This is a genomic window from Streptococcus nakanonensis, from assembly GCF_059738785.1.
This window is the reverse complement of the sequence record NZ_AP027139.1, coordinates 540984-554524: the sequence shown is the minus strand read 5'-3', so window position 1 is coordinate 554524 and position 13541 is coordinate 540984. Positions and strand designations below refer to the sequence as shown.

The 13541-nt window shown below is 38.5% G+C and carries 15 protein-coding genes; all 15 read right to left on the bottom strand.

Annotated features, from left to right (window positions below; all coding sequences use genetic code 11):
• Positions 1-86: 86 nt before the first annotated feature.
• The 15 genes from AC6I9F_RS02935 to AC6I9F_RS02865 all read right to left on the bottom strand — a co-directional run bounded on the left by AC6I9F_RS02935 (position 87) and on the right by AC6I9F_RS02865 (position 13240).
• Positions 87-983 (bottom strand): ROK family protein, encoded by an 897-nt coding sequence (locus AC6I9F_RS02935; protein ID WP_112443899.1) that lies wholly within the window; start codon positions 981-983, stop codon positions 87-89.
• Between the two features lie 17 nt (positions 984-1000).
• A complete protein-coding gene (locus AC6I9F_RS02930; protein ID WP_001281495.1) occupies positions 1001-1918 on the bottom strand; it encodes a dihydrodipicolinate synthase family protein in 918 nt (305 codons plus the stop codon).
• 173 nt (positions 1919-2091) lie between these two features.
• Positions 2092-2736 carry a YesL family protein gene (locus AC6I9F_RS02925; protein WP_498022630.1) on the bottom strand — a complete coding sequence of 215 codons (645 nt, stop codon included), beginning with the start codon at positions 2734-2736 and terminating at the stop codon, positions 2092-2094.
• Between the two features lie 82 nt (positions 2737-2818).
• Complete coding sequence (locus AC6I9F_RS02920) at positions 2819-3013, bottom strand: hypothetical protein (protein ID WP_025169385.1); 195 nt, start codon at positions 3011-3013, stop codon at positions 2819-2821.
• Positions 3014-3296: 283 nt separating this feature from the next.
• Complete coding sequence (locus AC6I9F_RS02915; RefSeq protein ID WP_498022628.1) at positions 3297-3749, bottom strand: NanQ anomerase/TabA/YiaL family protein; 453 nt, start codon at positions 3747-3749, stop codon at positions 3297-3299.
• Between the two features lie 282 nt (positions 3750-4031).
• Positions 4032-4871, bottom strand: coding sequence for a carbohydrate ABC transporter permease (locus AC6I9F_RS02910; protein WP_001192009.1), 840 nt, complete (start codon positions 4869-4871; stop codon positions 4032-4034).
• 15 nt (positions 4872-4886) lie between these two features.
• A complete protein-coding gene (locus tag AC6I9F_RS02905; RefSeq protein ID WP_498023168.1) occupies positions 4887-5753 on the bottom strand; it encodes a carbohydrate ABC transporter permease in 867 nt (288 codons plus the stop codon).
• 251 nt (positions 5754-6004) lie between these two features.
• On the bottom strand, positions 6005-7333 hold the full coding sequence (locus AC6I9F_RS02900; RefSeq protein WP_498022627.1) for an ABC transporter substrate-binding protein: 1329 nt from the start codon (positions 7331-7333) through the stop codon (positions 6005-6007).
• A gap of 114 nt (positions 7334-7447) precedes the next feature.
• The gene (locus tag AC6I9F_RS02895; protein WP_001135655.1) at positions 7448-8146 is read right to left on the bottom strand and encodes an N-acetylmannosamine-6-phosphate 2-epimerase; all 699 of its coding nucleotides are present in this window, start codon (positions 8144-8146) and stop codon (positions 7448-7450) included.
• Between the two features lie 179 nt (positions 8147-8325).
• The gene (locus AC6I9F_RS02890; protein ID WP_050073351.1) at positions 8326-9429 is read right to left on the bottom strand and encodes a Gfo/Idh/MocA family protein; all 1104 of its coding nucleotides are present in this window, start codon (positions 9427-9429) and stop codon (positions 8326-8328) included.
• Positions 9381-9629, bottom strand: coding sequence for a hypothetical protein (locus AC6I9F_RS02885; protein WP_225904801.1), 249 nt, complete (start codon positions 9627-9629; stop codon positions 9381-9383). The genes AC6I9F_RS02890 and AC6I9F_RS02885 overlap by 49 nt, the downstream gene beginning before the upstream one ends.
• Before the next feature lie 6 nt (positions 9630-9635).
• Complete coding sequence (locus AC6I9F_RS02880; RefSeq protein WP_000730332.1) at positions 9636-10469, bottom strand: carbohydrate ABC transporter permease; 834 nt, start codon at positions 10467-10469, stop codon at positions 9636-9638.
• On the bottom strand, positions 10469-11353 hold the full coding sequence (locus AC6I9F_RS02875) for a carbohydrate ABC transporter permease (RefSeq protein WP_000237988.1): 885 nt from the start codon (positions 11351-11353) through the stop codon (positions 10469-10471). The genes AC6I9F_RS02880 and AC6I9F_RS02875 overlap by 1 nt, the downstream gene beginning before the upstream one ends.
• 78 nt (positions 11354-11431) lie before the next feature.
• Positions 11432-12769, bottom strand: coding sequence for an ABC transporter substrate-binding protein (locus AC6I9F_RS02870; RefSeq protein WP_000738775.1), 1338 nt, complete (start codon positions 12767-12769; stop codon positions 11432-11434).
• Between the two features lie 18 nt (positions 12770-12787).
• Positions 12788-13240, bottom strand: a complete 453-nt coding sequence (locus AC6I9F_RS02865; RefSeq protein ID WP_049512399.1) for a YhcH/YjgK/YiaL family protein — start codon at positions 13238-13240, stop codon at positions 12788-12790.
• Positions 13241-13541 lie beyond the last annotated feature (301 nt).

The window sequence follows — 13541 nt, the reverse complement described above, 5'->3', positions numbered from 1 at the left end:
GTTTTGTCTTAATACTCTTCGAAAATCAAATTCAAACCACGTCAGCTTCGCCTTGTCGTACTCAAGTACTGCCTACGGCTAACTTCCTAGTTTGCTCTTTGATTTTCATTGAGTATAAAATGATAATAAGCACCCAACATACCTGCTGTATTTTGGTGATGGGCAAATTCTAATCGTGTTTTTTCAGCTAGGCTTGGCACCAAGGCTTCTTTCAAGGCTGTACGGATTTTGGGTTTGAGAATTGCCTCTTGTCCCATGATACCGCCACCGAGAATGACCACCTCTGGATTGGCAACGTAGCAAATATTTGCCAGACCTTTTCCTAGATAGTCTACCATGCGGTCAATACCTTCCATGCAGAGTTTATTGCCCTCAGTGGCTTCCTTGAAAATGCGTCGGCCATTCCACTGGTCAACTGGATCTCCATGTGCTTCAGCTACATATTTCACTAAAGCTGTCGTAGAAGCCAAGTCTTGGAAAGCTCCATCCTGCATATGCATATACCCAACTTCACAGGCTGAATTGCTAAATCCATGGAAGACTTTCCCATCCATAATCAAGCAACCACCGATACCTGTTCCAATGGTCAAGCAAAGGGTGACACTCGCTCCCTTGCCTGAACCAGATACCGCTTCAGCCAGACCTGCACAGTTGACGTCATTCTCAATTTCACAAGGAATAGTAAAGCTAGTCTCGATTTCCTTCTTGAACTGGGTTCCTGCATAATTTGGAATCTGAGGCCCAGCATAGAAAATCTCACCCTTATCTGGATCCACCATTCCTGCAGAAGAAATGGCAACACCTGCTACTGGGCCTTTTTCTAAATAGCTAGCTACAATATCTTTGGTTTTTTGTAAGATATGAGGTCCACCCTTATGCGCCTCTGTTGGCATTTCATGTGATTCAACAAGTTGGCCTTCTTGGTCGATTAAACCATATTTGATGTTGGTTCCACCAATATCAATTGCAACGTAGTGTGTCATAAATACCTCCTTATGGATTAGAGGAAGCGCTCCTTGGTTTCGCGAATCAAGGCTGCAGCTGCTTCTACAACTGGACGATCTTCTTCAGTCACTGGTGTCAATGGTGAACGAACAGAACCAATATTCAAGCCTTCATTGATCTTCAAGACTTCTTTGATGACACCGTACATATTTCCATGTGCAGCAGTCAATTTACCAATGATAGCGTTGATAGCATACTGCAATTCACGCGCTGTTTCCAAATCTTTATCTGCAATCAACTGATTGAGTTTCAAGAAGAGTTCTGGCATAGCACCATATGTACCACCGATACCAGCTTTGGCACCCATGAGGCGACCACCTAGGAACTGTTCATCTGGACCGTTAAAGACGATATGGTCTTCCCCACCAAGGCTCACAAAGGTTTGGATATCTTGAACTGGCATTGAAGAATTTTTAACACCAATAACACGAGGATTTTTCAACATTTCAGTGTAAAGGCTTGGAGTCAAAGCAACCCCTGCCAATTGAGGAATGTTGTAGATGACATAGTCTGTATTTGGAGCTGCAGAACTAATATCGTTCCAATATTTGGCAACTGAGTATTCTGGCAAGCGGAAGTAAATTGGCGGAATCGTTGCAATAGCATCTACTCCCAAACTTTCTGCATGGCGAGCAAGTTCCATACTATCCTTGGTATTGTTGCAAGCTACGTGAGCAATGATGGTCAATTTACCCTTGGCAACTGCCATGACTTCTTCCAAGATCAATTTGCGGTCTTCAACGCTTTGGTAGATACATTCACCAGAAGAACCATTGACATAGAGACCTTGAACACCTTTATCAATGAAGTATTGAACCAAGGCACGCGTACGCTCTGGACTTACTTCTCCTTGATCATCATAACATGCGTAGAAGGCTGGAATGACACCTTCGTATTTTTTCAAATCTGACATAGATTTTCTCCTATTATTTTTATTTTCTGCTAAAGCAGATTCTTTCTGTACTTCTTTAGTATACACTTTACCGAAAAGGCTTTCAATATCTTATAGACACTTAGATTTTAGTTTCTCGCTTATAGAATAGCGTTTGGAGCGTTTGAAAGTAGTTTCAGAAATAATTGCACCCCTTACTCATACTTAGCAAATAGCTTTTCCATCACTCCCACTTGTAAAAAAGCAAGAAATCCAAAACCAAAGAGAATAAAAGCTGATCCTCCCAATAGCAGGGTAAAGGCTGATAGATATAGAATCATCAAAATCAAAAAGATAATTACAATCATTAAGATAAACCAAGGAGCATTAAAACTAGCCAACATCAATCCTTTTTGAAGAATTTCTTTCCAAGATAGGTCATAACGTGCAGCGATGGGATAGCTAGCCAACATCACGATAGTAAGGAAAATCAAAATGCCTAGACAAATAGCTTTCAGCAATTGGAAGGGCAGAGCTGTTTGACCCCAGAAAAGATAAAGATCTAAAAGAGCAAGAAATACAATTCCTAACTCCAACAACCCCAACTGAAAACCTAGTTTCAGATTTTGCCTGAAAACTCTTAGATAGGTTCTAAAAACTGGAACACGTCTGCTCTTCTTAACTTCGAACATGGTCTCGTAGAGGCTAATTTTAGCCACTCCAATCGTTACGATTGGCAAACAAGTTACTACAAAGAGAAGATTGACTGTTACAATATCTAAAACCTTCTCACTAAAACGCATGAGAAAGTTGTCTGTATCAAATGCTGCCTTGATGAGACTTCTTCCTTTTTGTGACATCTTTGCTCCCCCATCATTTTTCTTTGTAAACTATTTTCTTTTTTATCAGTAAAACTTTCATAAGTCCCTACCATGAACAAAGCTATTTTTTCTTTTTTCTTTTGGACTTTTTTCTATTTTTATCTATGGACATATAATCTATATATATCCCGGACAGCGAAGCAATTAAAATAGTACTCCAAGTATGCTCATTAAATCCATCTAACCCTCCACGGACTATCATTGCAAGCACTGTCCAAGCTAACATATTCAATAAAAAAATACAAAGTGCTTTCAATAAAAAAATACAAAGTGCTTTCATTCTCACATTTTAAAAGTTTATACAACCATATACATCAGCTATATTCACAGCTATTTGTAAAATCCTTCTAGAAATTTTGGTCAGTAATCCTACTCTTGCTCCCGCAGCCATAAAGACTTTGCTGAACTTCAATCCTGCCATACCAATAGCATTTCTGAATAAAGATACTGACAATAAGAGCTCATTTCTCTACCTCAAAAAGAGCAATTGCATGGTAGATTATTGTCAAAGATTTACAAAAAGACAATTCATCCTATTTTTAATCAATCAAAATTTTAAAGAGATATTTGCGAACTTGATCTTCCATACCTGCATAGCCAGTTGGCTGATGTGGCTCACCTGGGAAGAAAATCGCAAAATTGTGATAACCCAACAAGAGTGGGTAGTGTTCATGACAATGAACAAAGCCAATATCACTTGCTTCGTCAAATGCTACTGCTTCATCTTTGATACGTGAACCGTAGCTCGAATATTCATGTCCTTCTACCAGCAAATGCAAGTCTGCATAGTTCTTATGGTACTCAAATTGATCATTTTCAGCTTGATTGAGGACATTTTCCTGAACAACTAGGAAGACCTTATCACCATCAATATCATATTTTCCTAATTCGAAAGAATCTTTACGATGTTGGTAGAGATAGTCGATAGCCTTGTCTAAATTGGGATGAATTCCTTTGTAAAAGGTGATGTTTTTCAAATCGTCAAAAATCATACTCTTTCCTTCGTTTCTGATAGTTAACTAATAGTTAACTAAAACCATTCTTAAGTTGATAAGTGTCTGACAAAACTTCATAAAGTAACTGCATACCCTCCATTTTGTAGACACTTATAACTCTATATTCTTTTAATCTATAAAATATACTTCTGTATTCTGATAGATTGATTTTCCTATACTCAATGAAAATTGAAGAACAAACTAGGAAGCTAACCGCAGGCAATACTTAAGTATGGCAAGGCGACGCTGACGTAGTTTGAATTCGATTTTCGCAGAGTATTATCCTTTGACCGCTCCCATAGTAATACCTTGTGTGAAGGATTTTTGGAAGACTAGGAAGACTGTTACGATTGGCACAGCAGCAAGAGCAGCACCCGCCATAATCAGACCATAGTTGGTTGCCATTTCAGCCTGCATGGTCGCAACCCCAAGTGAAATAGTCAAATTGTTACGTGAAGTCAACATTACCAACTGCATGAAGTAGTCATTCCAAGTATTGATGAAGGTGAAGATTGCAAGAGCTGCAAACCCTGGTTTTACAATTGGGAAGGCTACGCTCCAGAAAGTACGAATCTCACCACAACCATCGATTTTAGCTGATTCAAGCAACTCTGTTGGGATGTTTTCGCTGAATTGTTTCATAAGGAAGACACCAAATGGCCATCCAATCAAAGGCAAGATAACTGCCCAAAGAGTGTCATGAATCCCCATGAAGTTGACGATACGTACCAATGGCACAAGGACAACTTGTTTTGGAAGTGCCATGGCAGCGATAAAGATGGCAAATAGGATACGTTGACCATAGAAACGTTTTTTAGCCAATACATAACCTGCTAGAGATGAAGTTGCACAGACTAAGAACATGGTTACCAGCGAGATAAACACAGAGTTCCACATCCACTGCATAGCAGGGTTTTGCACCATGAGTTGTTGGAAGTTTTCCATGGTTGGCATTTTAGGGAACCACTGAGGAGGAATAACGATTGTATCAGGTTGTGATTTGAATGCCCCTGTCAAAATCCAGTAGAATGGAAAGATGAACAGCACAGTCAACAAGAGCAAAATGATTGTTGAAATAACAGTAAAGGCTGTTAATGGTTTTTTTTCTGTAGATTGCATAGCTGTCTCCTTTCTTTAATATTCTACGTCATTTCCGAGCGCCTTAAATTGAACAAAACTTACAATAGCAATCATGACTGCCAAGAAGACACCGATGGTGTTTGCATAACCGTATTCTGTCAATTGGAAGGCTTTTTCGTACAGGTAGTACATCAAGGTACTTGTAGAGTAGTTTGGCCCACCAGATGTCAACAATTGAATCAAGGCGAAAACTTGGAAGGAGTTGATTGTCGTGATGATTGCGATATAAAGAGTTGTTGGAAGAAGGCTTGGCCATTTAATCTTCCAGAAAACTTGAAACTCAGTTGCACCGTCAACACGAGCTGCTTCAACCAATGAATTGTCAATATTCCCCATAGCTGCGATGTAGAGGATAATCGGTTGACCAACAGACGTTGTCAAGAGGATAATCATAATCGCCAGCAATGCCCAGTGCTTGTCGCCCAGCCATGAAATATTTTGAGTAATGATATGACTAGATTTCAAAACAAAGTTTAAGATACCTGATAGCGGATCATAAATCCATTTCCAAACAACTGTTACGGCAACACTACCTGTTACAACTGGAAGGAAGAAGACAAAACGGTAAAAGGATCTGGCAATAGCATTTTGGTGATAGGTTTGCGATGCTACAAAGAGTGAGAATAGAACAACAACTGGCACAGATCCAATAACCAAAATAACTGTGTTAATCAAAGATTTTGTAAAGACAGGATCTTTAAACATACGGATATAGTTATCTAAGCCCACAAATTCAAAGCTAGTCATAGAGTAGTTAAAGAAACTTGTGATGAAGCCCATAATCATTGGAGCCAATACAAAGATGACAAAGAAGAACAACACTGGTGCTAGGAAAGCATAGGAAATCACTGTTTCCCGCATACGGATTTTATTGACTTTCACAGTCGGCACCTCTCTTTCAAATAGAATATTTTTTGACTTTCTTGAACTGTTTTAAAATCAAAATGAAATTTTTTATGATTCGCTTATGTAAGAACTTCATTTTAATTTCGTGACAGTTCCTTACATTTTAAACAAAAGCCCCCCTTTTCTTACACTATCTGTGTAGAGGGAAAAGGGGGTATACACTCTTAGGTTCTTTAAAAAACTACTTTTTATAGAATAACTAAGGACTATTGTTTCATAGCTTTTTTGATTGTTTCGTTCGCTTTTTCAGTGAAGGCTTTCAAAGCGTCCGCTGGTTTTTCGTCACCATTTGATACAGATTGCAACATTGGGAACCAAAGTGTTCTCATTTCAGCAAATCCATCAATAGTGTTGTAGTATGGTGAGTAATATTGAGTCCAGCTGCTGATTGTTTCCATACGTTTGTCATCATAAAGTTTGCCAAATGATGTACGAACTGGGAAAGCACCTGTACGAACTACGTCTTTAGGTCCCCACTCCTTGTCATCTGCGATAAACTGGATGAATTTCTTAGATGCAGCAACTTTCTTGTCGTCTTTATTGTTGAATACTGCAAATCCGTTTACAAGGTATTCAAGAGCTGGCTTACCTTCGTCTGATGGGAATGGTACTTCTACCACTTCTACCTTACTTGCTTCTAAAAGTTTAGCTTGGATACCATTTTGAGCTGGTGCCCAAAGGATTGTGTAAGATGTTTGACCGTTGGCAAAGTTTTGGATATCTGCCCCACCGTCAAATTGTGAACCATTATTGAGCAAATTGTCTTTAATCCAGCTAGTTGCTTTTTCAAGACCTTTGACGAATTTAGGATCATCAGTTGTATATTTGCTAACTTTTTCATCTGTTACAGAACCGCTATAAAGGTTAGAGATAAAGGCACGTGTTCCTTGGTCTCCCCCTTGACCAGAACTGAACAATGAACCTGGTGTGTAACCCTTGTCTTTGAGTGCTTTCAATACTTTTTCAAAATCATCAGTTGTCCAACCTTCTTTTACAAGGTTTGCAACTCCAGCATCTTCTAACATTTTCTTGTTCATTGCCATGTAGAATGGGGCAGAACTAATTGGATACATGTAAGCCTTGTCTCCAGCTTTACTTGCTTGTACGATGTTTTCATTGTTGACATCTTTAACAAAGTCATCTGTGAAGAGGTCGTTCAACTCAGCCAATTTACCGTTTTTACCGTATTGGATGATACGTCCTGGTGCATCAAAGAGTACGTCTGGAGCTGTTCCAGCTTCGATAGCTGTTGTGATTTTTTCAGGACCTGACTTGAAGTCAATAGTTTCCAATTTCACTTTTACATCTGGATTGGCTTTTTCAAACGCTTCGATGATTGATTTTTCATAAGTTCCAACACCGTCACCAGTTTTTTCTTGGGTAAATACTGGGAATGCCCACCAAGTGATTTCTGTTTTGGCACCGTCACCACCTGATTTGCCAGCATCTTTACTTCCGCCAGAATTGCCACAAGCAGCAAGACCAAGAACCGCAGCACTCGCAAGTACTGTACAAGCTAATTTTCTAAATTTCATTTGTATTCTCCTATTTTATAAGCGTATCCAACTTGGATAATGAGTTCTTTATTCCTTGTATGCGATTTCATTCCATCCTACTCATCCACCACTCTCCTCTGTTTTAAGATTGTGTTATTTGAGACCAGCAACAAAGCGTTCTGTAATCTCTTTTGGTCTAGTAATAGCGCCACCAACAACGATGCCTCGCACTCCATATTCAAGGATTTGTTTGGCTTGTTCTGGTGTATGAATTTTCCCTTCTGCAATGACATCTACACCTGCATCGCAGAGTTTTTTGATGAGTTCAAAATCTGGACCATCCACTTTTGGACTGTAAGATGTGTAGCCTGATAAGGTTGTTCCGACGAAGTCAATTCCTGCTTCGACCGCTGCTAACCCTTCTTCAAAAGTACTAGTATCAGCCATCAAGAGCTGGTTAGGATATTTCTCCTTAACCTGACGAATAAACTCTTGAATTTCCAAACCATCGTAGCGTTCACGCTTGGTACAATCCAGAGCAATCACCTCGATGTCCAGTTCTGCCAATTCATCAACTTCTTTCATGGTAGCCGTGATGAAGGGTTCTTGTGGCGGATAATCTCGTTTGATTATCCCAATAATCGGAAGTTTGGTGACTTCCTTGATTTCCTTAATATCGCGAACACTATTGGCTCGGATACCGACTGCTCCACCTTGCTCAGCCGCTTTGACCAGCAAGGGAATCACCCCTCCCGCTTCTGTATAAAGCGGTTCATGAGGAAGAGCCTGACAAGAAACGATGATTCCATCTTTGATTTGCTCAATCAAGGCTTCTTTGCTAATCTGTGGCATCCTCTTTCCTCCTTTTCCTTTTTCTTTGTTTCTATGAGATTATTATACCTTAAAAATAAAACGCTTTCAAGAGTTTGTAGTATAATAGATTTCAGTTTCAAAAACTAGCCAAGTCAAACAGCTCCTCTAAAAGTACTTTCAGAGGAGCAAGTCGACCTATAATAGGAGAATACCAAAATTTAGTTTACAATTTCTGACAATTTTACTTTGCGATCTTCAAACATAGACTGGGTACAAGCATCTGCAGTAGCAATTGCTTCGAGAGCAGCTTCTCCTGTCAAAAGTTTTGCAAATTCTTCTGATACTGGAGCTCCTTGCATAATCTCATGCAGATAGCGCATCTCTTTATCAATGACAGATGATAGCCATAATGGAGTACGTTTACCTGGTTTACCATAAGCAATTGCTCCGTCCATTTCTGTACTATGATAGATACGAGTACGATCATCATCTTCTTCTTGCGATTCATGAATCAAGAAATAGCTTTCTTGCCCATCTAGCTTAAGAGTTCCTTTACAGTTGAATAAGTCTAAGCGGATGGCACCTTTCGTTCCTTGGATTAAGACATAATGTTCACCCCAACGATAAGCTGAACCCCATTCTAACAAAGCAAAACGCTTATTAGAAAATTCCATATTGACAAAAATCATATCATCTTCATCACCGAAATGTTCACCTTCATGGGCTACATTTCCACCTGTCATGGTTACAGTTTCAGGCATACCACCCATAAGGAATTGAACACAATCCAACTCATGGATGTGGTGATACAAGTGACCACCTGATTTTTCACGAATTTTTTTCCATGATACGGACGGTTGTTGTTCTTCCCAACCATTACGAGCTGTGTGACAATATAGAACGTCTCCGATGACTCCTTGATTAATGAGTTCTTTTGCATGATGGACACCATTAAAGAAATTCATAATATGTCCTGCCATAAAGGTTACATTGTTTTCTTTACACGCATCTACCATCTCGCGACAATCTTGATAAGAAAGCGCAATTGGTTTTTCACAGAAAACATTTTTACCATGTTGTGCAGCCTTAATAACCGGTTCCTTATGAAGATTATTTGGAGTTGCAACGATAACACAATCTACTTCATCGCTAGAAACCAACTCATCTAAGGAGCTTGCTACTTTCGCTCCCAATTCTTCTGCAATTGCCTCTGCATTATCTGGATCATAGAGAAGAGTAATCTCTGCTCCATCATTCTTTTGCATATAACGAGCTAACTCAGCCCCAAAATATCCTGTTCCAACAACACCGTATTTAACCATGTTTTTTCTCCTTTATTATTGAATAAACTTTCTAATTTTAACTTATACTCTTCGAAAATCTCTTCAAACCGCGTCAACGTCGCTTCATCTACAGCCTCAAAAACATGTTTTGAGCTGACTTCGTCAGTTTTATCTGCAACCTCAAAGCTGTACTTTGAGCGGCCTGCGGCTAGTTTCCTAGTTTGCTCTTTGATTTTCATTGAGTATTACTTCACAGATCCTTCTGATAATCCACTTGCAATCTTATTTTGGATGATAGAGAAGAAAATAATTGATGGAAGAACTACAATAACAGACGCTGCCATCATATCTCCCCAGTCTAGGATTTCTGAACCGTTAAGTGATCGAAGGGCTACTGCTACTGTCATCTTTCCTGTATTGTTAATCAAAATCAAAGCATACAGGAATTCATTCCAAGCATTGATAAATGTATAAATAGCTGTTGCTACAATACCTGGTGCTACAATCGGTAGCACAACTTTATAAAACGTCACAAATTTATTTGCACCATCAATTCGAGCTGCTTCTTCAATTCCAATTGGAACTGTTTGGAAAAATCCAACTAAGAGCCAAACTGCATATGGAACACTAAAAGATAGATAAACCATCATCAAGCCAAATAAACTATTTGTTAACCCAACTTTAGCAATGGCAATTGAATAGGGAATTGCTAACAAAATTGGTGGGAAAATGTAGGTAATGACGAGTAGTCTCGACATGATTGCTCCCAATTTAGGGAAGAATCGAACAATACCATAGGCTGCCATAGCAGAAATAATAATCGCAATAACAGTTGTAGCTAAGGCAATGATTAAACTGTTTCGAATGTTATCAATAAAGTGCAAATCATTGATAACATGAGTGAAATAATCTAATGTAAATTGTTCAGGCCAAAATCGTGTTGGATACTGAGTTAATTCCCCTTTACCCTTGACAGAAGATATGATAATCCATACCAATGGGAAAATTGCAACAATGGTCGCACCAATCAAGAGTACATGTGAGAGAATATCTAAATAAATACCGGATTTCTTCTTCATTATTTTCTACCCTCCTTTTCCCACTTACTGATGATAGCAAAGTAGATAAAGCAAATCGCCACCAAGAAGATAAAGAGCAATACTGTAACTGCTGAAGCACGACCCAACAATTTAGTTCCCCAACCCAGGTTGTAAGCAAAAATTGGAAGTGTCGTTGTAGCATTAGCCGGTCCACCACCAGTAATTAGGTAGATAATGTCAAAGTTATTAAAGATCCATACAGTTCTCAAAACAACTAGAAGCCCTACAACCACTTTAATATGTGGAAAGACGATAAATTTGAACACTTGCCAACTTGAAGCACCATCTATCTTAGCAGCCTCAAATTGTTCTTCTGGTACTGTTTGCAAAGCTGAAAGCACATTAACCATAATCATCGGCGCTCCAAACCAAATGTTGATAAACACCAAACATAGGAATGCCCATGTACTATCTGTCAAAAATGCAGGCGTATGTTCCATTAAACCTAATTTTACGATTAGATTCGGTAAGTAGCCATAAACCCCATTTAGAATCCACTGCCAAGAAAAGGCAATAACGATGGTAGGAAATGCCCAAGGAACAATCAATAAGGTCCTATATAATTTCTTGAAGTGACGTACTCTGTGAAGAGCTAAAGCCAATACAAACCCTACTAAAACTTGACCAACTAATGAGAAAACGGTCCACTTAATTGAATTAAAGAACGCATTAAAGAAGTTGGGATCTGATAGCACAGCTTTATAGTTAGCTAAACCAACAAATTTATAATTGGGCATAATCAAATGCTTATTGGTAAAGCTATAAAAAATACTCGAGAAAAACGGATAAACAAAGAGTAATCCTACGATAATCATAGCTGGCAAAACAAATATCCAGCGAGTTAAATTACGTTCTTTAACCATTCTCCTTCTCCCTTCTTTTACAAGATTGGGCTAGGGCTTTTCAGCTCACTAGCCCACCTATTTTCTAGTCTTTTACATCTACTGAACAGCCTCAAATAAATCGTTTAATTGTTTTTCTGCTTCTTTTGCTGCTTTCATAGGATCTGTTCCATTTGTAATGATATCTTGGAACATTTGTTCAATAATGTGTTGGTTAGTCAACATACCAGCTTGTACACTTGGTCCATTTTCATAACCAATAGCAGTACCTTTTTTAACAGCTTCAGTAATTACTTCTTCAGCATGTTTAAATTTCTTACGAGTTTCATTTTCTTTATAGGCTGCAGAATCGCTAATCCCCTTAATAGTTGGCAACATACCTACTGGAGTTGAATCAAGGAATTTAACGTAGTCTTCTTCATTATAAAGTGATTCTAAGAATGCTTTAGCAACTTCTGGATGTTTTGAATTTTTCCAAACAACCATTGGAATGTTTGAGGTTTCAATTCCTTGGTCTTTATCAGACTCTTTGATTTTTGGAATAGGATAAGCATCAATTGAATCAATCAATTGAGGACTGTTGGCATTGATTCCTCCAATATGGAAGCCAGAGTTAAAGTCAAATGCTGTTTTTCCTTGATAGAACAAGGTAGCTTGTTGAAGGACATTAAAGTTCAAAGAATCTTGAGGTGAAATTTCTTTATACATTTTAACCCAGTATTTAATACCATCTTGAGCAAGTTGACTTGTCAAATCTGCTTTAAGATCTTTTGTCAAGAGACTTCCACCACCACTACGTACGTAGAAGTTCAAGAAACGCGTTGCCATTAAGTCATTTGTTCCAAACGGAACAGACAAGCCATAAACTCCAGCTTCTTTCAATTTTTTAGAAGCTTCATAGAGTTGATCCCAAGTTTTAGGAACCTCAATATTATGTTCTTTTAACAAATCTGTTCTAACCCACATGACTTGTGCATGTGAATAAAGAGGAACAGAATAGTAATCATCTCCGATTTTTGCCTCATTTAAGGCAGTTTCGTTAAATTTATCCTGTCCAATACGCTTGATAGAATCGTTTAACGGAACCAAAGCATCTGAGTTGACCATTTCCATTACTTGGTTAGGAAGAGCCGTACTGATATCTGGCACATTCCCATTTGCTAAACCTGTAGTCCATTTAGTATAGAAGTCATTCCAAGAGAATGTTTCAATCTTAATTTTCGTTTTCGGATGCTTTTGCATGAAGGCATCTGCTGATTTTTGAATACTTTCTAAACGGGGTCCTTGAGTAAAGGAGTGCCACATTGTAATCTCACCAGATAATTCTGTCGGTGGTTCAGTACTAGTTGTAGCTTCTTTTTTTCCTGAACAAGCTACCAAGGCAACGGCTGCTAGCGCAACTCCAGCTAGACATAAAAACTTTCTCATTTTTTTCATCGTTCTTCCCTTTCTACATTAAGAAATCGCAACTTTAAAGACAACTTTTTTCACAGGTTCATCATTTATACGAACCTTGGGTTGATGTAAATCTTCTGGAAAAGTGATGAGACATTCGCCAGCTCTCAAATGAACCAACTGTTCCACTTTCCCTGTGTATAATTCAATATCCTTCTCTTCATCATACTCTTGGGTAACGCTTACATTTTCCGGCGACGTAACAGCCATGGCTTCTTCGTTTTCCAAAACTAAATGAATATCCAAATATTTTTGGTGTGTTTCAAAGAAAGCCCCTGCTTGACCATCTGCTAGATAAGTAAAGCAATTCCCAAACAATCGATCTCCATCGATAGCAATCGGACCTTCTGTTAAATTTTCTAGTCCTGTTTTTTCTAGAAAATCTATCAATGTTGCAAAATGTGGATTTACTCCCACATAAGTTCCTAAACGGCTAATTTTTGTAATAATCATCTCTTCTAACCTCCTTTCTCAATCTCTTTTTCCTATCCAAGTTCCCCATTCTTCTGTCTAGCATTTTCTACTAGAAGGACATAAAAACACAACACTCTCTAGCCTATACTCTTTGAAAATCTCCTCAAACCACAGTCGCTTCACCTTGGATTATATAGGTCAGTCTTATCTACAATCTCAAAGCGGTGTTTTGGGCAATCTGCTACTAGCTTGCTAGTTTCTTCTTTGATTTTCATTCAGTATCTCCTCAACCTTCACAAGGAGATCTGATTTTTCTAGCGACAAACAGAATAAATGAGTT